Origin of the sequence: Corallococcus llansteffanensis (genome assembly GCF_003612055.1) — a bacterium.
Classification (GTDB): Bacteria; Myxococcota; Myxococcia; order Myxococcales; family Myxococcaceae; genus Corallococcus; species Corallococcus llansteffanensis.
This window is the reverse complement of the sequence record NZ_RAWB01000116.1, coordinates 1-20,216: the sequence shown is the minus strand read 5'-3', so window position 1 is coordinate 20,216 and position 20,216 is coordinate 1. Positions and strand designations below refer to the sequence as shown.

The window sequence follows — 20,216 nt, the reverse complement described above, 5'->3', positions numbered from 1 at the left end:
GCGTGGCCCACGGCGCCCCTTCGCCCTCGGGCAGCAACCACGCGCGCGTCGCCGCATGGGCCCGGCCCAGCAGCCCGGAGTCCTCCATCCACCCGAGGTGGTGCTCGAGCGAGTCACCGAGCGCGGCCTTCACGTCCGGTCCCAGCTCCAGGTCGAACGGCAGCTCCAGGTCGCAGCGGAGCATCGCGCGGGGCAGCTCCGGAGGAGGCTCGCCGAGCGCCGCCGCCAGCGTGCGCACGCACTCCCGCGCGGCCTCGTGCGCGGCCAGCACCGCTTCGGCCTCCAGGGCTTCGAAGCGCGTCTCCAGCCGGCGGCACAGCCTTCCCAGCCGGTGGACGCAGCGACGCCAGGCCCGCGCGTCAGGGCCCGAGAGCCGCGCGGCCACCTTGCGCAGGGCGTCCCAGGCGGACACGAAGCGCGTGGGAAAGCGCGGGCCGCCCAGCAGGAGCCCGCCGCGCGCGAAGGCCTCGGCCAATGCGGCCACATCCGTCCCCGCGGGCGTGCGCGAGGCCAGCTGCGAAAGGAGGGCTCCCCACGTCGCGGGCCCCCACCCCCGCAGCGCACCGAGCGCCTCGCCCACCTGGGGCGCGAGCCGCACGCGTCTGCGCGCCAGGCCCCGCGGTCCCCGGGCGAGGTACGTCCAGCCGCCCTCCGCGTCCGGCGCCAGCGTCTCGTTCAATCGCCAGTGCCCTGCGCGGCGGTAGGGCTCGCGCGAGAGCCGCGCCTCGGCCAGGGCCTGGAGCGGCGCCAGCTCCGGCGCGAAGGCCCACCGGGCGGGACGGGACACCACCCGCGTGCGCTCGCCCCAGCGGGCCAGCGCGGTGCCGGACCAGACGCCATTGGGCTCGGTGCGGCCCACGGCGCGCGCCAGGTAGCGGTACAGCGTCGTCTCCGCGTGGCGCGTGCTCTTGGACGGCGTCTCCTCGAAGTGGAGCGCGGCCACGGCCCGGCAGAAGCCGGGGTTCACCAGCGCGAGCGCCCGCATGAAGCCCGCGTCCTCGCGGGTCCTCGCCCACAGCCGTCGGCGCTGCTCGCGCAGGCGCGTCGCGTAGGCCGCTTCGTAGTGCGCGAAGGTGGCGGGCACGTGCAGGGCATGACGGCCCGCGGGCGGCGCGAAGTCCGGCGCCGCGAAGTCCGCCAGGGCCGCCGTGGGCCAGCAGGCCGCGCGCACCACCACGCGGTCGCCGAGGGTGAGGAGGGAGCCCATCGCGCCTATTCCCGAGGGCCCTGGAGCCGCTCGCGCGCTGCGAGCATCCGGTGCTGGTCCGCCATGCCCGCGTGGATCTCCGCCGCGTACAGCGCATCCAGGCGGTTGATGAGGGCGATGTCGCGCATCATCTCGGTCAGCTCCTGCAGGCTCGTCCCGGTCTTCGCCATCCACGCGTGCATCTCGTCCGCGCGCGTGAGGTGGAAGTAGTGGCGGAACACGTCCGTGGTGGCCTGGAGCTCGGCCTGCGAAATCACCAGGCCCAGCCGCTCCGCCTCATGCCGCGCGAGCAGGCGGTACAGCGACTTCTTGCGCAGCACCGCCTGCAGCTCGGTGTCCCCGAACATGACCTGGGCTTCCATGTCAGGCCCTCGCCTCGTGCGCGGGCGTCGCCACGTCGGGCACGGACGCGGGGGCCTGACGGAAGAAGAGCGTCAGCGGATCCGGCAGGGAGACGAGCAGCTCCTTGCCGGCCACGGGCGGCACGAAGAAGTGGCCGTCCGCCACGCCCAGCACCTTCTCGAACAGGCGCAGGTCGCCGCAGAGGTTGAACAGGTCGCCCGAAATCTCCGGCCGCCGGATGCTGCGCGTCAGCCCGCGTCCGGACACGTGGACGAAGTAGTTGGCGTCCTCGTGCAGGCCCTTGAGCAGGGCGAGCCGCGGCGCGCGGAAGTCCAGCGCGTACGCCAGCCGCCGGCCCGGGCCCAGGTGCACGACGAGCTGCCACACCACGCGGTACTCGATGAAGGCGCGCAGGTAGCCCGCGGTCGCGAAGTGCGCCCGCAGCCAGCGCGCGAAGGGGCCCGCCAGGAGCGCCTCCACCTCCCGCCGCGCGTCGTCGGCCTCGGGCTCGGTGAGCGGGTCATCCAGGCTGGTGCTGTCGAGCGGCTCCCAGTCCTGGTCGTACCGCGCCTCCTCGTGCCGGACGAAGGGCGACGCCTGCGCATGCAGCGTCACGTTCCCGTCCCGGTGCTCCAGGACGTCGCCGGGGCGCAGCTGCTCGGCGCGGGCCTGGGGCAGGCGGGCGCGCAGCAGGCGCACCACCTGCGGCTGGGTGAAGGGGAAGATCTGCTTGTTCATCCACGCGTGCATCCCCTGGAAGGCCAGGCCGCACGCGTAGGGGAAGACGAACTGCGGCTGCACCACGCTCGCGGCTTCCAGCGAGCGGGCCACGTCGCGCTTGTCGAAGGACGTCCCCAGGCCCCACAGGAGCTGCACCTGCAGCTTGCCCTGCGGCTGGTACTTGGCCGCGACGAGGTGCACGCGCCCGTGCTCGGCGAGGATGCGCTCGCCCACCTCCGGCCCCACCTCCGCGTCCACCATGTCCCAGAAGCGCGTGCCCTCCGACTCCAGCAGCACGCCCATCTCCGTGATGTCTCCGGCGGACGGCGTCGCGGTGAGCTTCACGCCACCGTGCACGTGCGACTGCCAGGACTCGAGCGCCGTGACGCGCGCGAAGCCCAGGCGCCGCAGCCCCGCCAGCACGCTGGCCTCGTTGGGGGCCACCACCGGCACGTCGCGCGGCAGCCGCTCCAGGCTCTCCAGGTCGAAGTGGTCCCAGTGCGCGTGGCTGATGACGAGCAGCGTCGGGCTCGGCACCGCGTCTGGCTTCAGGCGGCGCCCCGGGTAGAACACCAGGCTGCCGTGGCCGAGCGGCGTGTCACGCAGGACGGGGTCGATCAAAATCCGCTCGTTGGCGGCCTCCACATAGAGGCCCGCATGGCCGAGCACGGTGATTCGCATGGGCTTCTCCCGGGCCGGGCCCGGACTGCGGGGCGGGACAGAAGGGCGCGGCCGGCACCGGTCGATGCCGGCCGCGCCCCTTTCACTGCGGACGGCCGACTACCAGGCGCAGCAGCCGTAGGTCGTCGGGGGCTCGATGGCCATCATCTGCTGCGCCGTGGCGGACTCCTCGACGCCGTACTCGAACTTGTTCGAGGACAGGTCGGCGGAGGGCAGGGCGTCGAGGTCGCAGATCTCAACGAGGGTCGACTCGGTCGTGGTGTTCATACTTCTCCAGTGTGTGTGATTGGCCCTGCGATGGTTTTCGCAAGGCGGTGGTACAGCCCGGGGCGCAGGCCACCGGAAAGGCGCGTGTACCGCCGCCTCCCGGAACCGGTTTCCCCCACCGGAAATCGATACGAATTCACGCGGATTTTCTGGTCGCGCCCACTGCTCAGGGCCGCGGTTGTGCATCGGATGGCAACGAGTTCCACGCCCGCCAGAGCGCGTGCTTGCGCGCCAGGGTGTCCTCGCCGCCGGTGGGGTACAGGCGCGGCGCCAGGTACACGGTGACGCGCGGCTCGCCGAGGTCGCGCTGGAAGGACAGCACCGGGTGCAGCCCATGGCCTGGGGCCTCTGGCGAGGGGGCCATCACCTTGAGGCACCGCTCGTAGGCGGCCACGTCCAGCCCGTGTCCGCGCAGCACATCGCGGGTGCGCGCCGCGACGGTGGCATCGTCCAGGGTGCCCACGGTGAGGTCGGTGACGGGCCGGGACAGGCGGCCGCCCTTCGCCGCGTCGAGCGTGAAGCACACGCGCAGGGGCGGGCCCTGATGAGGCCCGTCACCGCCGAGCACCCGCCGGAAGAACTCGCGAGCCTCTCCCGGCACCGCGTCCTCCGCGTGCGCCACCGTGGCCTCCACCTCGTCCGCGGTGAGGCCCGGGGCGGAGAAGTAGAGCTTCACGCGCGAGGGCGCGCCCAGGTCCAGCGCCAGCAGGCCCAGGCCGAGCCGCCCGCCCGCGAGCACCGCGTCCACCCATGGCCGCGAGCCCCCCAGCCCCAGGCGCTCCAGCACCTCCGCCACCACCTGGGGCGCGCTGCCCGGGCCGCGCGCGTGCGGATCCAGGTAGAGGCGCACGTCCGGGTCCCGGCCCGGCGTGAAGCGCAGCCCGTGCCACAGGGCGCAGAAGTTCCGCGGGCCGCGCGGCACGAAGAGGTCCAGCACGCCGTCCAGCGGCGCGCGCTCCTTCTTCAGCGTCCGCGCGAGCGAGTCGGTGAGGGCCCGGCCCGCGGCCCAGTACCCCGGGGCGGTGGCGGACTCCGACTGGGCCTCCACCAGCACGCGCAGCTCCGCGCGTCCGGGCGTGAAGGCCAGCGAGAACTCATAAGGAGAGCCGTCGTCCGCGACGGCGGAGAAGCGCGGGCCTTCGGCGCGGGGCCGCTGCGTCCATGTGGAGGTGAAGCCGCGCAGCAGCGCGCGTGCGCCCTCATCGGGTGGGCCCCAGCCCAGCGCGGCGTGGAGCCCCTCCAGTTGGGACTCCGCGACATCCGCGCAACCGGGCGGAGCGGTTCGCGCCGTATGGAGGGAGGTATCGGGACGCATGCGTTGGAAACCTTGGGGCCCGGAGGCCCGGTGATGGAGCGCGGCATGAGCGACGAGCAGGCGGTGCCGCGGCCGGGGGAACTGCCGCGCCAGCTCTGGAGGCTGATACGGCCCGAACGGCGGCGGCTGGTCGCGGCCACGGGCTTCCTGGTGCTGGGCAGCGCCATGGGCCTGGTGTACCCGCAGGCCATCCGCGTCATCATCGACGTGGCGCTCCAGCGCGGCAGCCAGTCCTGGGTGGACGCGGCGGCGCTGGGCATGCTCGCGGTGTTCGCCGTGCAGGGCGTGGCCATCGGCTTCCGGCACGTGCTCTTCAATGTCGCGGGCGAGCGCGTGGTGGCGCGGCTGCGCGAGTCCCTCTTCCGGCACCTGCTCCAGCAGGAGGTGGCGCTGTTCGACGCGCTGCGCACGGGCGAGCTGGCCAGCCGGCTGTCCCAGGACGTGGCGCGGCTCAGCGGCTCCATCGGGCAGAACCTCGCGGGCGCGCTGGGCAATGTGCTCACCACGCTGGGAGGGCTGGCGCTGCTGCTGCACACGTCGCCCGCGCTGACGGTGTGGATGCTGGCCGTGGTGCCGCCGGTGGCCTTCGGGGGCATGGCGTACGGGCGGCGCATGCAGCGCACCTCCCGCGAGGTGCAGGACGCGCTGGCGCGCGCGCAGGCGGTGGCGGAGGAGGCGCTCGTCGGCGTGCGCACCGTGCGCAGCTTCGTGGCCGAGGAGACGGAGGCCCGGCGCTATGCGGAGGCGCTCCGGCACGCGCTGGACCTGGCGCGGCGGGGGGCGGTGGCCATGGGCAGCTTCATGGCGCTGGGCTCGTTCGCGGGCTTCGCCGCCGCGGCGGCGGTGCTGTGGCGCGGCGGGCGCATGGTGGTGGCGGGGGAGCTGACCGCGGGCGCGCTGATGTCCTTCCTCGTCTACACGCTGCTGGTGGCCTTCTCCCTGGGCGCGCTCTCGGATGCCTGGGCGGAGTTCATGCGCGCGGCGGGCGCGGCCGCCCGGGTCTTCGAGCTGTTGGATCGCCGGCCCGCCATGGCCCCCGAGGGAGGACGCGTCCCCGCCTCCGCGCGGGGCCACGTGCACCTGGAGGGCGTGCGCTTCACCTATGCCTCCCGTCCGGAAGCGGAGGTGCTGCGCGGGCTGGACCTCACGCTGGCCCCGGGCGAGCGCGTCGCGCTGGTGGGGCCCAGCGGCTCGGGTAAGTCCACGGTGGCCGCCCTGCTGGGCCGCCTGTACGACCCGGACGCGGGCCGCGTGCTGCTGGACGGACAGGACGTGCGCGACCTGGATCCGCGCTGGCTGCGCCGACAGGTGGGCACCGTGTCCCAGGAGCCGCTGCTCTTCTCCGGCACCGTCGCGGACAACATCCGCTACGCGCGCCCGGACGCGAGCCTGGAAGAGGTGGAGGCCGCCGCGCGAGCCGCCAACGCGCACGACTTCATCACCCGGTTCCCGGAGGGCTACGCCACGCGCGTGGGCGAGCGCGGCGCGCAGCTGTCAGGCGGGCAGAAGCAGCGCATCGCCATCGCGCGCGCCGTGCTCAAGGACCCGCGCATCCTCGTGCTCGATGAGGCCACCAGCGCCCTGGACGCGGAGAGCGAGCACCTGGTGCAGGAGGCCCTGGACAGGCTGATGCAGGGGCGCACCACGCTGGTGATTGCCCACCGGCTGTCCACCGTGCGGGGCGCGGACCGGGTGCTGGTGCTGGAGGGCGGCGCGGTGGTGCAGAGCGGAGACCACGCGTCGCTGCTGGGCCAGGACGGCCTCTACCGCCGGCTGGTGGAGCGCCAGGCGCTGGCGCTCTGACGGGCGCCCAGGCTCCGATGCAAGGACGTCTCTTGCTTCAGCGGGGCGCGGGTGTCGGCGGAAGCTCGCCCTTTGCTTCCTTGCCACCGGTATTCACCACCACGGCCTGACCGGGCGCACGCGCGGTGCCGTCCACCTTCAGGATGTTCATCAGGGCCATCATCTGCGCCACCATCGTGGCCACGCCCTGTCCGTCCTGTGCTCCTCCACTCCCGCCGATGGAGACCGAGCGCAGCTCCTGCGGCTTCGGCAGCTTCTCGGCGATGTCCGGCAGCAGCTCCACCAGCCGTGCCTGCACATTGGCCGGGGTGAGTTCGTTGAGGATGCGCTGCCGCGTCTCCAGCAACTCCAGCTCCGTCTTCGACTGACGGTTGGCTGCCGCGCGCTGCACGTCGCCGACCTCGGTCTGGGCGAGCACCTCGCGCTTGAGCTTCTCGGCCTCCGCCTCCTGCGTCAGCCGCGTCAGCTCCGCCTCCACCTCCAGCCGCGCCTTCTGCAGCTCCGCGGTCTGGAGCGCCGACTGCTGGTGCTCCACCGCGAGCCGCCGCGCGTCCTCCTCCTCGCGCTGTTGCCGGCGCAGCCGTTCGGACTGCTCACGGTCATACGCCTCCGCGCTCTTGTGCGCCCGCAGCATGGCCAGCTCGCCATCGCTCTCCAGCCGCATGCGCTCGCGGGCCTGCTCCACCTCCAGCTCCCGGTGGGCCAGTGCCTCCTCCGTCCCGAGCGCCGCAAGGCGCGCCACCCGCTCGCGCTCGGAGCGGAATGGCGTCTGGAGGCTCTCCCAGAGACGCGCGGAGCTGACCACGGCCTCCTTGATCTGCACGGTGACGATGCGCAGGCCCAGGCCCTTGTCCCCGCCGCCACCGCCCTCCGCCACGTGCCGAAGCCGGGCGGTGAGCTCTTCGATGATGGGCTGCTTGTCGGACAGCACCGCGTCGATGCTCATCGTGGCCACCTTGTCCTTGATGGCCGCCTCCGCCTGCTCGCGCAGCTGGACGTTCACCACGCGCATCGGGTCCTCCGCGTCCGTGAAGTCCAGCTTCCGGTACGCGGTGCCGAAGTCCTCGATGATCCACTGCACGTAGCCCTGCACCAACAGCCCCTGCAGCTCGCGGCAGATGCAGTGCGCGTTGATCATGATGGTCTGCATCGCGCCCGGCGCGACGATGAAGGAGTCCCGCGCGGGGTCGAACCGGAACGACACGCCCAGGCCGATGTGCAGCGGCTGCGGGTGGCCCCGGCGCGTGTGGACGACGTAGGCATTCGGCGGGACGATGACGGTCTTCCACCGCCAGAAGCCGGTGACGCGCACGTCCACCGCATTGCCCGTCCGCTCCGCGACGACAGCCGCCGCCGCGCGCCGCATGGGCATGATGTTCGCCTGGGCCTGCATGGGCGCCATCACCTTGCGCGCCTTCAGGTCCACTTCCACGCGCTGCTGCTGCTCGCGCACCTGGTCCAGGTACTCGTTGCGCACCGGCTCCTTCGAGTTCGATTGCATGCCCATGCAGCCCCCTGCCCCAGCACGGCGCAGGGTATCGGCGCGCGGCCTCCGGGGCTGTGAATAGAAGGGGAGTCTACAGGAATGCGTCGACGATGAAGACCGGGGCGGATGAGTCCTGAAGGATGGCGGTTCCAGGCCTCGACTCGGGCCATGCTCTGCGTCGGCGCGTGTCCGTCTGGGCGAAGGAGGAAGACGCACGACCGCGTCTCACGTCCACCGGAGGCTGGAAGGTCCGCGCCTGCCCGGATGCGCGACTAGAATCGCGCGTCATGGACCTGAAGAGCTCGGATGTTCTCATACAGAAGCCGGAGCGCGGCGGCGTGCTGCTGCGCTCCGCGCTCGGGCTCGCCCTGGCAGGGGGCATCGCCTGGTCTTCGATGCCGTCCATCGACCCGTGGGCCGTCGGGCTCGCCGTGCTCGTGGTGCTGTGGGGACTCGACAGCTGGTTCTCGACGAAGCGGATCCCCGTCTTCGTGGGACCCCTCGAAGCGGTACAGGCCGTCGAGGGCTTCGTCCACGCCGCGAAGTCGAAGCTTCAGGAGCCTGTGAAGCCAGCGGCACCGCTCGCTCCCACGCCTTCGGAACTCGTCTCCGCGATCAAGCGGGCGCGCGGGCCCGGGGCCGAAGCCGAGAACATCCGCTGCTACGTTCGTGGCCGGCACGCGACGGGCGGGGCTGAAGCTCGTGGTCTCTACCGCCGGCTGGTGGAGCGCCAGGCGCTGGCGCTCTGACCCTGGCCGCGGTGTGTCCTTTCCGCTTCGCAGACAACAGGGGGCTGCCCGGAAGGCACGGATTGTGGCTGCCTGCTCGCACGCGCACGTTGCCTCCCGCGACACGGCCTCTCCGTCAGCCGCCCTCAATGCCTGGGGGTGGGAGGGAAGAGGCTGTCGCGGAGGAGAACGCATGCGTCCGATGAAGATGCTGTGGGGCGTGGTGGGGGCCGTGGTGCTGTCCGTCGGCTGCGGTCCGGACGTCGGGAGCGCTCAGCGCGAAGCCTCGGTGCCCCTCTCCACGGAGGGCAACGTGTCGGCGATGGGTGATGAGGGTGGAGGGCATGGCGGTGGGGAGTGTCCGGATTGCTCGGTGAAGTGCGGCCCCCATGGCGACAAGGTCCGCATCTGCCACCACGCGCCGCCCGACGAGCCGGGCTCGAAGGCGATCGAGCTCTGCATCGCCGCGCCCGGCGCCGCGGCCCACCTGCGTGAGCACGACGAGGACAGGCTCGGCTGCTGTCCGAAGGGACACTAGGTCTGGACCGGCGGGCCGGGCTCAGCGCTACCCGCGCCCCACCGCTCACGTCCAGCGGAGCTCGACCCGGGTGCCCTGCGGCTGCAGCGGGGTGAAGGTCACGCTCCAGCCGAGTCTCTGGGCAAGCCGCTGCACGAGCGACAGCCCCACCCCGAAGCCCGCGTGCTCGGGTGCCACCTTCCCCAGGCCCTCGCCGCTGTCGCTGATGCGCCAGAGGCCGGGCGCCACGTGCACCTGCACGCTGCCCGCGCGCGTGTAGCCGAAGGCATTCTTCACCAGGTTGCCGAGCAGTACGCGCGCCACCGCGGCGCTCACCGGCGCCTCCACGGGCCCCTCCGCCTCCACCACCACCGAGACGGCGGGTTGGCGCAGCCCGTCGTAGAGCGCCACCACCTCGCGCGATACCGCCCCCAGCTCGCAGTGCTCGCCCGGACGCGGCGCGCGTGCGAGCCAGAGGATGCCCTCGGTGAGCAGCCCCATCTGCAGCACCGCGCTGCGCAGGCGCCCGAAGGCTGCGGCGTCCTGGGGCGGTGCGCGCTCGAGCAACTCCACGGCCCCCTGCGCGACGGCGAGCGGCGTGCGCAGCTCGTGGCTCACATCGCGGTTGAACTGCCGTTCGCTCTCCAGGAGGCGCTGGATGCGCGCGTCGCGCTCGCGCAGCGCGGCCCGGAGCGTGCCCAGCTCCCGCACCGCGCCAGGGTCCTCCGCTTCCCCGGGCGCGTCCTCCCCTAGTGCTGCGGCAAGCTGTTCGAGGGGCCGGCTCACGCGGCGGGCCACGACCACGGCGATGCCCGCGGCCGCGAACAGCGCCAGCGCCGCGCTCACCAGCAGCAGCCAGGCGTTGCGACCCAGCTGGCCCGTGGTGCTGGTGAAGGTGTCCACCCGGAAGGCGACGTAGAGCGGCTCACCTCCACGTGCGTCCGGACGCACGGCGACGTGGAAGTGGCCCGCTCCATCCGTGGCCACCTCGTACTCGCCGCGCGCCAGGGAGGGGGACAGCTTGCGCGCGAGCGCGGGCGGCAGGGCCGCATGCCCCCGGTGCGCGCTCATCCCCGCGGGCAGCCCGGGCGCAACGGCGCGGCCCTCCAGCTGTCGCTCGGCCTCCGCCGCGACGAGCCGGTTGAAGATGGTGTCCTCCAGGTCGTAGCTGAAGAGGGTGAAGAAGCCGCCCATCAGCGCGAGTGCGAGCGCCGAGGACAGCAGCAGCGCGCGGCGCAGGAGGACGCGCAGGGGCCTAGCCACGCGGCGGCGCCTCCAGCGCATAGCCCTCGTGGCGCCGGGTGACGATGAGTTGCTCGAACCCCAGCGCGCCCAGCGTGCGGCGCAGGCCATAGACGTGGGTGCGCAGGGTGCTGCCCTCCGGCGCCTCGTCGCCCCACAGCCGGTGGGCGAGGGTGGCGGCTGGCACCGGCGAGGGCGCCGCCTCCATCAGCAGCCGCAGCAGCAGCGCCTCGGTGCGGTTGAGTCGCACGCGCCGCTCTCCCCGCCGGGCCCAGCCGCCGTCGGGCTCCAGCTCCAGCTCGCCGAAGAGGAGGCGCCGTCCGCTGGGAGGCACCGGGCGGCGCCCCAGCGCCTCCAGCCGCCAGCGCAGCTCGCGCAGGGAGAAGGGCTTCACCAGGTAGTCATCCGCGCCCGCGGCGAAGCCCTCCTCCTTGTCGTCCAGCGAGTCGCGCGCGGTGAGCATCAGCACGGGCACCAGTCGCGGGGCGAGCTGGCGCAGGGCGCGGCACACCTCCAACCCGTCCATGCCGGGCAGCGCCAGGTCCAGCACGATGGCGTCGTAGGGGTGGGCCAGCGCGAGCGCGAGGCCCTCCGGTCCGGTGGAGGCGAAGTCGAGCGTGAAGTCCGGCGCGAGGAAGCTGGCCAGGTTGGCCTGCAGGTCCTGGTTGTCCTCGACGACGAGCACCCGCATGGCACGCCCCTCCCTGGTGCGCGCACCCTGCGCGAGGCCCGGTCAACTCTAGGTCAACTCGCGCCCGACCTGAGGCTGACGCCGCCCGGGGCAGGGTAGGGGCTCCCTGTCATCGGAGCCCTCCCATGAAGCCCTCCCTGCACCTCGTCCTCGCATGGCTGTTCTCCTCTCCTGTGGCCCTCGCGGCGCCGCCCGCTCCCGCAGTGGCCGGTTCGGTGGCCCTCGCGGCGCCGCCCGCCCCCGAGGTGACTGGTTCGGTGGCCCTCGCGGAGCCGCCCACTTCTCCTGTGGTGGCCGGTTCGGTGGCCCTCGCGGAGCCGCCCACTCTCGCGGTGACTGGCGCCGTCGCGCGCACGCTGCCCGCCGCGGACGGAGCGACCATTCCCGTGCGGATCCTCGAGCCCCACGGGAAGGCCCGGGCCGCCCGGCCCCCGGTGGCCCTGCTCATCCACGGCCTCACGCGGAGCAAGGAGGACTGGCTCGCGGATGCCCCGCCCACCTACGGCGGCGCCTTCACCGAGGCGCTTCGCGCGGCGGGCTATCGCGTGTACCTCCTGGACGCCCGCCACCACGGCGAGCGCAAGCTGCCCGGGGAGAAGCCGAGCCTCCTGGTGAAGCGGCTGCACGCAGGGGAGCCCGGCCCCTACGTGGCGATGCTCTCCGGCACGGCCACGGATGCGCAGGTCGTCCTCGCGCATGCGCTCGAGGGGGGCCGCCCCTCGCGCGTGCTGGTGGCCGGCTACAGCATGGGCGCGCAGGTGGCGCTGATGCTGGCGGCGCGCGAGCCGCGCATCACCCACCTGGTGACGATGGTGCCTCCGGACATCGAGCCGGCGCTCGGGGACGTCGCGCCCATCAACGTGGTGGACCGGGTGCGGCAGCGCTGGCTGCTGCTCAGCGCGAACCAGGATGAGTTCGCGCCGGCGGAGAAGAGCGCGGCGCTCTTCTCCGCCGCGCCCTCCCCGCACAAGGTGCACCGCACCTTCGAGAGCGGCCACGCCCTGCCGCGCGACTACCTGCAGGAGGTCCAGCGCTGGCTCGCCGCCGAGCGCTGAGCCCCAGGGCTTCAGCGATACCAGCGGAGCCCGGCCACGGCATCACCCCCGTGCTCGTAGTACTCGATGACCACCGTGTGCTCGCCGGCGCGCATCCAGCGGCCCACGAAGTAGCTCGTGGTCGACTGGTCCTTCCACCCGTTGATGATGCGGGCGCCGTCCACGAACACGCGGATGCCGTCATCCGCCTGGGCGAGGAAGTAGTACAGGCCCGTCACGAAGTAGAACCGTCCCGTCCAGCGTACGGAGAAGTCGTCGGGCCCCACTTCCGGCACGGGGCGCCCCGTGCCCCAGAAGCGCGCGAGCGGCGACCCCTCGCAGCGCACCCGCGCGGGGGAGTCCGCCAGGTACCGGTTGCCGAAGTACTCCGCCCGATACTGTCCGAGCGGGCACTCCGTGGGGGCGACGGACTCGAAGAAGGCCGTGTAGCTGGCGTCGCTCGGACCGGCCTGGATGGCGTGCTCCGCGGCCCCGCCGTCCGACCACTGGCGGAACTCGAAGACGCCTTGCGGCGACGGAGCGAAGAGGGCGTGCGTGGAGCCGACGATGACCTGGCGGACCCGGGGTGCCGGTCCGCTCGTGCCGTCGAACACCAGCTCCAGGCCCGGCGGTGACGTCTGGAGCGTCACCTGCACGAGCTGCGGGTCCAGCGTGATCATCCGGCTGCCCGTCAGCCCCGCCGAGTCGGTCGCGGTCAGCTTGAGCTCGAAGTGCACCTCGTCGCCGTGGTCCGGGACGGTGAACGACCCGGTGGCCCCCGTGCTCGTGGAGTACGGGTGGGAGTGACAGGTCCCCGCCGTGCAGTGGCGCAGGGTGATGGTCCACGCCAGCCGCTCGTTGGGGATGGGGCCCTCCTCGGGGTCGCTCGCCGAGCCCGAATAGGCCACCACGTCGCCGACCTTGAAGCGGAACGTCGCCGAGGGAGAGAGGATGGCCGGGACGGGCGCCAGGTTGCCCACGGAGATGCTCACGGTGGCGGAGTGGCTGCCCCCGCGCCCATCGCTGACGGTCAGCCGGGCCACGTAGGCGCCGGCCGCGGCATACGTGTGCTCCGGATGGGGCAGCGTCGACACGGAGGTGCCGTCCCCGAAGTCCCAGGCCACGGTGGCGCCCGTCTGGGAGGCGGTCGCGACGAACGTGGCCTTGTGGGGTGCGGCGCCGCTGGCGCTGTCGACGCTGACGTTCAGCGTGCCCTGGGGCTGCTCGGGCGGCGCCGGCAGCTGCTTGGTGAGGGAGAAGCTGTCGAGCACGCCGCCGTCCGTCTTGACGAGCTTCGCGGTGAGGGTGCCCTCCACGACGTCCACGTCGAGGAACCCGTGGGCGGCGTCATCGCGCAGGACGCTCCAGGAGGGCCGCGCGGTGGCGAACTCGCGCAGCGTGGCGCCACCGCCACCGACGACGAGGTAGGGGATGCCGCGCTCGGACTTCCCGGCCTCGGCGTCACCGAGCATGGGCTTGCTGCGCTCGTAGTCGTGATCATGGCCGGTGAGCACCAGGTCCACGCCGTACTTCTCGAAGAGGGGACCGAACTGGCGGCGCATGGTGAGCTGCGAGCCGTGCTCGCCGCTGGACCAGGACGGGTGGTGGAAGAAGACGACCTTCCAGGGCTGCGTGGTGGCGGCGAGGTCCTTCTCCACGAAGGCCTTCTGCGCGGCGAGCGTGCACTTGGACGCGGACGCGAGGCCCACGGCGCAGTTGGAGTCGATGGACACGAAGTGCACGTGGCCCCAGTCGAACGAGTAGTAGCGCTCCGAGCCCTCGGCGTTGTTCGTGGGCAGGTAGAGGTTGTCCAGGTAGGGCTGGGCCTCGTTGGTCACGTACTCGTGGTTGCCGGGCGTGGCGAACATGGGCACCTGCGCGAGCAGGGCGGCCATGGGGGTGAAGAGGTTCGTCTGGAATTCGGTCTCGGTGCCGGACGCATAGGCGTTGTCGCCCAGGGCGACGAACAGTTCGGGCCGGTTCGTGAGCATGGATTGGGCGACCTTCTTCTGGTCGCTGCCACCGGTGCCGAAGTCGCCCACGGCGGCGAAGTGCACGCGCCGGGTGCCTGGGACGGGGGCGGTGCCGAAGGTCTTCGCGGGGGTCGTCTCACCGCAGGCCTCCACGGAGTACGTGTAGGTGGTGCCAGGAGTCAGGCCGGTGAGGACCACGGCATGGATGCGGGCGGTGGCCGTGGAGCGAGCGACCGAGCTGGTGTCCCCCACGCCATAGCGGACCTGGGCCGTGGAGCAGTTCGACGCGAGCCGGAACGCCACCGTCGCGGTGTCAGGGCCCACGCGCTGCAGATAGGGATCACGCGGCAGGGCGAGCGCGTCACCCGAAGCGAACCCCACCACGAGCAGGGCAGCCAGGGCAGCGAGCGATAGAGACTTCGTCCGGTCCATGAATCCTCCGGCCCGAGACATTCGGGACCGGAGCCCAACCGTTCATGGTCAAACGTTCATCCAGAAAAGAGTCCGCTGGCAGATGGCAGGAGTGCGGGTGCTCGCTGGGGCGGTCCGCAGAGCAGGCGGACAGGCATTGCAGGGCGGGCCTTCACGGTGTCGGGGTGCCCGGCTTGCAGGACGCGTCCGCTGCGTTACCCGTGAAGAATGACCGAAGTCCACTCCGAGACCCGCGAGTACACCATCCCTGAAGGGTGCCCCGTGTGCGAGGCGGACCTGCCGGTGCGAGTCACGGCGACGGGTCCGAACGCGGTCTGTCGGCACTGCGGCTGGATGGGGCGCCCGTTCATCACGGTGACGCATCAGGGCCTGCGCGTGTCCTACGGCAACGCGGCGGCTTGAGCCCCAGTAGCGCGAGGACACGAACTCCTCAGCGGGACCTGCGGATGAACCCAGCCAGTCGATTGTCCAGACATCGTCTGGACAATGGGCAAAGGCGGCTGGGGTTGCAGATGCACTTGTACCCCAGCCCACCCCCATCAATCCCTTACGGCTTCTTCACATCAAACGAAGTCAGCTCCTCCGTCCGTTCGCCCTCCTCGCGGACCTTGCCCACGCCGGGGACGAGCCAGTACAGGCGCTGCTTCTCCTCCTTCACCTCGCCGCTCTTGTTCAGCTTGTCGCGCTGGACCTTGATGGCGTTGGTGAACGTGCCCGCGGGCGTCGTCACCGTCACGTCCTTCGCGAGCACCTTCCACACGTAGGTCGGATCCTTCCCCTCCGTGCCGCCCGCGTCATACGTGATCAGCTCGCGCACCGCGTCCTGGTGCTCCCAGGGCACGGAGGTCGGCGCCGTCGCCAGCGACTTCATCATCGCCGGGGACCAGGTCGTCGCCCGCGTGCGCAGCCCGTCCGTGATGTCCTCCTCGCGCAGGCGCACCACCAGGCCGTTGGTCAGCTCCAGCTGCCACGAGTTCTCCTCGTAGACCGTGCCCGTCGTCGCCGTGCGGTCCTGCTTGCTGTGCACCTTGATGGCCAGCATCTGCGTGTCCGGCACCGTCTCCTGTCCCAGCACCGTCACCGTCTTGTTGAACACCCCGTTCACCGGGTCCGTGATGCGGTAGGTCCACGTCGAGCCCTGCGTCAGCGGCCACAGCGAGGTGTACCCGGCCTGGGGATCCGGCTTGTTCCCTTCCGGATCCACCGCGTTCCCCGGCAGGTCCACCGAACCATCCGGGTTCGTCGTGGACTGCCCCGGATCATTCCCCGTGGGCAGGCTGCCACCGCCGCCACCACATGCCGCCAGTGCTCCGCACGCCGCGAACAGCGCGGCCATCTTCCTGAACTTCATGCCATCTCCTCACGCGCGCCCTTCGCGCTCACCGCCGTCCACCGCAGCCCCCGTAGGGGCGCGCCTTCCGTCCGTCCCAGCGCCGCCGCCAGGGTCCCGGGCTCAGGCTCCTCGACCTCGAACTCCAACCGGCGCGCGGAGAAGTCCAACGCGCAGCTCTTCACCATCACGTTGCGCTCCCCCAGCGCCTTGCGCAGCGTCGCCTCCGCGCCCACCAGGTCGTCCGACTGCGCCGACAACACCAGCCGCTGCTTCGCGCCCGCGGGCTTCTCCTTCTTCTCGAACAGGTCCAGCACCAGCAGCAGCACCATCACGAACCCCGTGCCCACGCTCGCCAGCACCAGGTTGCCGTGGCCACACGCCATGCCCAGGCCAATCACCAGGAACAGGATGGCCGCGTCGCGCGGGTCCTTCAGCCCCGAGCGGAACCGCACGAAGCCGCCCAGCCCCACGAGGCCGAACGCCTTCGCCACGCTGTCGCCAATCACCGCGGTAATCACCGCCGCCGCGGCGCAGAGGAGGATCTGCGCCTGCACCATCTCCGATTTCGGCAGCGGCTTGCCCATCACCAGCCGCCAGGGCCGCGACGACAGCAGCGCTCCGATGAGCGCCGCCGCCAGCAGCCTGGGCAGCATCGAGGCCATCGACAGTGACTGGAGCTCCCGCTCCACCTCCTGGAACACCGTCGCGAACGGACCTTCCATGGGCGTCATGCCTCCTGCCGTCCCAGCTCGGTCCCGGACGTCTCCACCGCGGGCCGCGCCAGGCGAGCCGCCTGCTCCAGCGCCCGGGCCTGCGCCACCACCGCATAGGCGTTGCGCAACACCGGCAGCTTCCCGGCCTGCTCCTCCAGCACCCGGTCCAAGAGCGCCCGCGTCTCCGCCACCAATGGCAGCCCCTTCAGCGAGGACACCACCGTCGCCGGCCACCGGCGCGCCGCCGAGGCCCGAAGCTTCCACGCGCGCGGGTCATCCATCCCATCCACCGAATCCAGCGCCTCCTTCGTCAGCGGCGCTCCCCGCTCGCGCATCGCCCAGGCCTTCGGCGAATCCACCCCGGTGAGCGAGCGCAGCACCAGCTTCAGCGCCTTCTTCTCCAACTGCTCGCGCAGCCCCACCGCCAGCGGCGTCTCCAGCCCCGTGGTGCTCTTCAGCACCGCCAGCCGGTCGTGCTTGAGCAGCAGTTCGCGCAGCGCGTCCGCGCGCTCCGTGGCCAGGCCGCCCAGGCTGCGCGCCACCTCCGCGTACAGCTTGCGCTGCATGCCGGCCTCGCGAACCACCCAGGCCTCCTCGCCATCCACCCCGGCGAGCCCCACGAGCACCTCCGCGAGATGGCCGTCCTTCATGCCCCGCTCGCGCAGCGCCCACGCCTCGGGCGAATCCTGGCGCTTGAGCCCCGCCAGCACCGCCTCCGGCGCCTGGGCATACAGCCGCTGCCTCAGCGCATGCGAGCGGGGAGAGGTGACGAACCCCAGCCCCTCCGCCACGTCCACCGGCACGCTCGCCGCCAGCACCTCGCGCAGCGTCCAGGCCGTGTCGTCATCCAGCCCCGTCAGGCTGCGCGCCACGAGCCCCGGCAGCCGCTCCGCGTACGCCAGCCGCCGCTGATGCGCGGGCAGGCCCGGGATGCCGTTGAGCAGCCACGCCGCGAGCTGCGGCTCCCGCGCCTCCAGCCCGTCCAGCGCGTGGAAGAAGCGCGCCTCCACATCGTCCACCGTCGCCACGCCCGGAAGCGGCAGGGCAGGGGCGGGGACCAGCCGCTGCACCGTCTGCTCACGGCCCTCCAGCCGCGCGACCACCGCCTCCACCAGGCGCTGCTCCAGCACGCGCAGGGGCTGATCGTTGTTCTCCAGGATGATCCACCGCTGCGGATCCCTCCGGGCCTGCTCCAGGAACGCCTCGCGCACGCGCACCGCCAGCCCCGCGCCCACCAGGCCCTTGCGGCTGTCCGTGTCCTGCGCGCGCCCGCTCTGCAGCTTGCCCAGCCGCTTGCGCAGCCGCGCCAGGTCCGGGTCCACGTCCACCAGGATGACCAGATCCGGCCACAGCCCCTGCGACGCCAGCTCGCAGGACGGCAGCAGCGCGTCTTCCTTCAGCCCCCGGCCTCCGCCCGTCAGCGCGAGCTGCGAGTACAGGTAGCGGTCGGTGATGCACACCTCGCCCCGGCCGAGCGCGGGCGCGATGACCTCCTCCAGTTGCTGCGCATCCCGCGCCAGGTTCAGGAAGAACTCGGCCCGCGGGCACATCTCCAGCAGGCGCGCGTCGCGCGTCAGCTCCCGGATGCGACGGGCGGTGGGCGACTGCAGTTCGCCGCCTTCCCGCGCGTGCGCCACTTTGTAGCCCAGCCGCTTGAGCCGCGCGGCGAGCAGGTTGGACAGCGTCGTCTTGCCGCTGCCGTCAATGCCTTCGAAGTCGATGAACACGGTGACCTATCCCCTTGCAACCCCAACCCCTGCCGCGGCGAAGGCATGCACCCTCGCCATACCTTCCGCGAACTTGCTGTAGGCCGGCGCGCCCCCCGGATTGAGGGCCGCCAGCCACTCGGGAAGCTCCGCCCCGAGGTGCTTCACCTCCACCACCACCCGCGAGTCCTCCCACACCGGAAGCCCCAGCCGCTCCACCGTCAGCGCCGTGGGCGACAGGGCCAGCTCCGGCGACACCGCGTGGAAGCCGATGTTCCGGTCCACCGTCACCCGCCACGCCTGCGACGCCTGATACACGTGCCGCCGGTACGTCACCGCCAGCACCGGCGAGAGGCTGCCGCCCGCGATGAGCGGCAACAGGCTCACGCCCCCGCGAATCGCCCGGCCCAGCTCCGCGCGAGGCACCCACACGCGCCGCTTCTGCGTGAGCCCGCCGCGCTCGCGCTTCACCTCCAGCACCACGCGCTCGCGGCCCCCCGCGCCCACGTCCGGCGAGTACTCCTTCGTCCTCACCTTGAGGCAGTTGTCCGGCGTGAGCACCGCGCGCTCCGCCAGCGGATAGCCCTGCTTGTCGAAGTACACCGACACGATGCGCGTGGGCGGCGGCAGGCATCCCCCCAGCTCCTGCGACAGCCGCGCGCACACCGCCCCGGCCTCGGATCCGTCCAGCACCACCTTGAACTCCCGGCGCAACCGGGTGACTTCACCTTCAGCGAACGAGATCATGATCGTGGCTCCTCACCGGAAGCGGGTGGCGAGCTGCAACGACAGCTCGAGCGCGGGCTCCACGTCCCCGGGCCGCAACGCGCGCTCGGCCTGGACCTGTGCCTTGAAGGAATCCGCCAGCAGGATGTTGAAACCCCCCGTCACCGCGTGCCCCTGGGCCTGGATGCCGCCCTGCAACTGCAGCGCCTCCGCGCCCACCGCGGGTTGCACCGCCCAGCCCTCGTGCCCCACCGGCACCGTCCAGTACGCCAGCACCGACTGCGACATGAACGGCCCCAGCGCCAGCCGGCCTGTCGCCACCTCTCCCGTCAAGGACAGCCCTCCCAGGGTCAGCTCCGCGTCCGCCGCCGTCGCGTGCCGCTTCGTCCCGTCGATGACCTGCGTGAGGTACGTGCTCGCGCCCACGGTGAGGAACTTGAAGGGCCGCACGCTCAGGCGCGCCGCGCCGTCCTCGCTCAGCCGCTCGCCCTGGGGATCTTCGCCGCCCTCGAAGAGGCCCGCCGACAGCTTCAGGCCCCAGGCCTCCTTGAGCCGCACCTCGCCCATCACTCCCAGCCGCCGGCCGCCCAGCCCGTTGGTGTCGGTGAGGTAGTCCTCCACGAGTCCGCGACCCTGCAGGGGCAGCGTCCACGACGACTCCAGCGAGCGCTGGAGGAAGGGCGACTTGAAGCGGCCCGCGTACAGCCGCAGGCGCTTCGCGTCGTCCGCCAGCCGCACGAAGGCGTCCTTGAGGATCGACTTGGACGCAAGGTCCGCGCTCACCTCCGCTTCGAGGTTGGGCAGCGACGCGGCCACGCCCACGCGCGCCGACTCGATGCCCAGCGACCGTTCGTACTTCTCGCGCTCGTCGGCGCTCGCCTGCGCGTACACGCGGCCGAACACGCGGATGCGCTGCGTTGGCTTGCCCTTGTCGTCCGTCTGGTCCGCTTCGTCCGGGGCCTCGCCCAGCGTGTCCGCCTTGGGCCCCTTGTTCTTCTTGGCCTTCTTCGCGCCCGGCACCGCCGCGTCCGGCACTGGCGCGCTCGGATCATCCACCTGCTCCGGCGCGCCACTCACCGGACCCTGCGCGCCCCCGGGCATCGCCTGCGCCACCGCGCCGTCCAGCGCGTCAGCGGAATCCGCGGACTCACCGGCCCCTGCGGACCCGGCGGACTCCGAAGCCGCCGAAGGCTCCGCGTCCACGCGCGCCGCGTCGTCCACCGGCTCCGCGCCCGCCACCGCCGGCAGGCCCAGGAGAACCGCGGCGAACAGCCCCCGCCACCCTTGTTCCTCCATCCCC

At 72.3% G+C, this 20,216-nt stretch carries 19 protein-coding genes; 5 read left to right on the top strand and 14 right to left on the bottom strand.

The window, feature by feature from the left end; translation table 11 throughout:
• From D7V93_RS13485 to D7V93_RS13470, 5 genes are all read right to left on the bottom strand, one after another.
• On the bottom strand, positions 1-1,207 hold a 1,207-nt coding region (locus D7V93_RS13485), incomplete at its 3' end, for a lantibiotic dehydratase (protein ID WP_147451165.1).
• 5 nt (positions 1,208-1,212) lie between these two features.
• A complete protein-coding gene (locus D7V93_RS13480; RefSeq protein ID WP_120643797.1) occupies positions 1,213-1,569 on the bottom strand; it encodes a hypothetical protein in 357 nt (118 codons plus the stop codon).
• A gap of 1 nt (position 1,570) precedes the next feature.
• A complete protein-coding gene (locus D7V93_RS13475) occupies positions 1,571-2,950 on the bottom strand; it encodes an MBL fold metallo-hydrolase (RefSeq protein ID WP_120643796.1) in 1,380 nt (459 codons plus the stop codon).
• A gap of 99 nt (positions 2,951-3,049) precedes the next feature.
• Entirely contained in the window at positions 3,050-3,217 is a 168-nt protein-coding gene (locus D7V93_RS44910; RefSeq protein WP_158623735.1) for a hypothetical protein, read from the bottom strand.
• Between the two features lie 166 nt (positions 3,218-3,383).
• Positions 3,384-4,532 (bottom strand): hypothetical protein, encoded by a 1,149-nt coding sequence (locus tag D7V93_RS13470; RefSeq protein ID WP_120643795.1) that lies wholly within the window; start codon positions 4,530-4,532, stop codon positions 3,384-3,386.
• A gap of 45 nt (positions 4,533-4,577) precedes the next feature.
• Between D7V93_RS13470 and D7V93_RS13465 the strand changes: the two genes are divergently transcribed.
• The gene (locus D7V93_RS13465) at positions 4,578-6,335 is read left to right on the top strand and encodes an ABC transporter ATP-binding protein (RefSeq protein WP_120643800.1); all 1,758 of its coding nucleotides are present in this window, start codon (positions 4,578-4,580) and stop codon (positions 6,333-6,335) included.
• Between the two features lie 37 nt (positions 6,336-6,372).
• On the opposite strand, the gene D7V93_RS13460 is transcribed toward D7V93_RS13465, so the two are convergent.
• Positions 6,373-7,836, bottom strand: a complete 1,464-nt coding sequence (locus tag D7V93_RS13460; protein ID WP_244237288.1) for an SPFH domain-containing protein — start codon at positions 7,834-7,836, stop codon at positions 6,373-6,375.
• Positions 7,837-8,108: 272 nt separating this feature from the next.
• Here D7V93_RS13460 and D7V93_RS13455 point away from each other — a divergent pair, with 272 nt between their 5' ends.
• Positions 8,109-8,570 (top strand): hypothetical protein, encoded by a 462-nt coding sequence (locus D7V93_RS13455; protein ID WP_120643793.1) that lies wholly within the window; start codon positions 8,109-8,111, stop codon positions 8,568-8,570.
• Positions 8,571-8,742: 172 nt separating this feature from the next.
• Positions 8,743-9,087 (top strand): hypothetical protein, encoded by a 345-nt coding sequence (locus D7V93_RS13450; protein WP_147451164.1) that lies wholly within the window; start codon positions 8,743-8,745, stop codon positions 9,085-9,087.
• A 45-nt stretch (positions 9,088-9,132) separates the two neighbouring features.
• Here D7V93_RS13450 and D7V93_RS13445 read toward each other — a convergent pair whose 3' ends face one another.
• Both D7V93_RS13445 and D7V93_RS13440 read right to left on the bottom strand, forming a co-directional pair.
• Positions 9,133-10,329, bottom strand: a complete 1,197-nt coding sequence (locus tag D7V93_RS13445) for a sensor histidine kinase (RefSeq protein WP_244237287.1) — start codon at positions 10,327-10,329, stop codon at positions 9,133-9,135.
• Entirely contained in the window at positions 10,322-10,999 is a 678-nt protein-coding gene (locus D7V93_RS13440) for a response regulator transcription factor (protein ID WP_120643791.1), read from the bottom strand. The genes D7V93_RS13445 and D7V93_RS13440 overlap by 8 nt, the downstream gene beginning before the upstream one ends.
• 125 nt (positions 11,000-11,124) lie before the next feature.
• On the opposite strand from D7V93_RS13440, the gene D7V93_RS13435 reads away from it, so the two are divergent.
• Complete coding sequence (locus tag D7V93_RS13435) at positions 11,125-12,054, top strand: alpha/beta hydrolase (RefSeq protein ID WP_120643790.1); 930 nt, start codon at positions 11,125-11,127, stop codon at positions 12,052-12,054.
• Positions 12,055-12,065: 11 nt separating this feature from the next.
• On the opposite strand, the gene D7V93_RS13430 is transcribed toward D7V93_RS13435, so the two are convergent.
• A complete protein-coding gene (locus tag D7V93_RS13430) occupies positions 12,066-14,438 on the bottom strand; it encodes a metallophosphoesterase (RefSeq protein ID WP_120643789.1) in 2,373 nt (790 codons plus the stop codon).
• A gap of 207 nt (positions 14,439-14,645) precedes the next feature.
• Between D7V93_RS13430 and D7V93_RS13425 the strand changes: the two genes are divergently transcribed.
• Entirely contained in the window at positions 14,646-14,840 is a 195-nt protein-coding gene (locus D7V93_RS13425; protein ID WP_120643788.1) for a hypothetical protein, read from the top strand.
• A gap of 145 nt (positions 14,841-14,985) precedes the next feature.
• On the opposite strand, the gene D7V93_RS13420 is transcribed toward D7V93_RS13425, so the two are convergent.
• From D7V93_RS13420 to D7V93_RS13400, 5 genes are all read right to left on the bottom strand, one after another.
• Complete coding sequence (locus D7V93_RS13420; protein WP_120643787.1) at positions 14,986-15,789, bottom strand: hypothetical protein; 804 nt, start codon at positions 15,787-15,789, stop codon at positions 14,986-14,988.
• Positions 15,786-16,493: a DUF4956 domain-containing protein gene (locus D7V93_RS13415; RefSeq protein ID WP_120643798.1), complete on the bottom strand. Its 708-nt coding sequence runs from the start codon at positions 16,491-16,493 to the stop codon at positions 15,786-15,788. Before D7V93_RS13415 ends, D7V93_RS13420 begins: the two co-directional genes overlap by 4 nt.
• A gap of 5 nt (positions 16,494-16,498) precedes the next feature.
• Entirely contained in the window at positions 16,499-18,211 is a 1,713-nt protein-coding gene (tmk, locus tag D7V93_RS13410; RefSeq protein WP_120643786.1) for a dTMP kinase, read from the bottom strand.
• Between the two features lie 6 nt (positions 18,212-18,217).
• The gene (locus D7V93_RS13405; RefSeq protein ID WP_120643785.1) at positions 18,218-18,937 is read right to left on the bottom strand and encodes a VTC domain-containing protein; all 720 of its coding nucleotides are present in this window, start codon (positions 18,935-18,937) and stop codon (positions 18,218-18,220) included.
• A 12-nt stretch (positions 18,938-18,949) separates the two neighbouring features.
• On the bottom strand, positions 18,950-20,216 hold a 1,267-nt coding region (locus tag D7V93_RS13400; RefSeq protein ID WP_341870925.1), incomplete at its 5' end, for a putative porin.

Excerpts from the sequence above, each read along its gene's own strand:
- D7V93_RS13480 (WP_120643797.1), bottom strand. The coding sequence starts at position 1,569 with ATGGAAGCCCAGGTCATGTTCGGGGACACCGAGCTGCAGGCGGTGCTG.
- D7V93_RS13475 (WP_120643796.1), bottom strand. The coding sequence starts at position 2,950 with ATGCGAATCACCGTGCTCGGCCATGCGGGCCTCTATGTGGAGGCCGCC.
- D7V93_RS44910 (WP_158623735.1), bottom strand. The coding sequence starts at position 3,217 with ATGAACACCACGACCGAGTCGACCCTCGTTGAGATCTGCGACCTCGAC.
- D7V93_RS13470 (WP_120643795.1), bottom strand. The coding sequence starts at position 4,532 with ATGCGTCCCGATACCTCCCTCCATACGGCGCGAACCGCTCCGCCCGGT.
- D7V93_RS13465 (WP_120643800.1), top strand. The coding sequence starts at position 4,578 with ATGAGCGACGAGCAGGCGGTGCCGCGGCCGGGGGAACTGCCGCGCCAG.
- D7V93_RS13460 (WP_244237288.1), bottom strand. The coding sequence starts at position 7,836 with ATGCAATCGAACTCGAAGGAGCCGGTGCGCAACGAGTACCTGGACCAG.
- D7V93_RS13455 (WP_120643793.1), top strand. The coding sequence starts at position 8,109 with ATGGACCTGAAGAGCTCGGATGTTCTCATACAGAAGCCGGAGCGCGGC.
- D7V93_RS13450 (WP_147451164.1), top strand. The coding sequence starts at position 8,743 with ATGCGTCCGATGAAGATGCTGTGGGGCGTGGTGGGGGCCGTGGTGCTG.
- D7V93_RS13440 (WP_120643791.1), bottom strand. The coding sequence starts at position 10,999 with ATGCGGGTGCTCGTCGTCGAGGACAACCAGGACCTGCAGGCCAACCTG.
- D7V93_RS13435 (WP_120643790.1), top strand. The coding sequence starts at position 11,125 with ATGAAGCCCTCCCTGCACCTCGTCCTCGCATGGCTGTTCTCCTCTCCT.
- D7V93_RS13430 (WP_120643789.1), bottom strand. The coding sequence starts at position 14,438 with ATGGACCGGACGAAGTCTCTATCGCTCGCTGCCCTGGCTGCCCTGCTC.
- D7V93_RS13425 (WP_120643788.1), top strand. The coding sequence starts at position 14,646 with ATGACCGAAGTCCACTCCGAGACCCGCGAGTACACCATCCCTGAAGGG.
- D7V93_RS13420 (WP_120643787.1), bottom strand. The coding sequence starts at position 15,789 with ATGAAGTTCAGGAAGATGGCCGCGCTGTTCGCGGCGTGCGGAGCACTG.
- D7V93_RS13415 (WP_120643798.1), bottom strand. The coding sequence starts at position 16,493 with ATGGAAGGTCCGTTCGCGACGGTGTTCCAGGAGGTGGAGCGGGAGCTC.
- D7V93_RS13405 (WP_120643785.1), bottom strand. The coding sequence starts at position 18,937 with ATGATCTCGTTCGCTGAAGGTGAAGTCACCCGGTTGCGCCGGGAGTTC.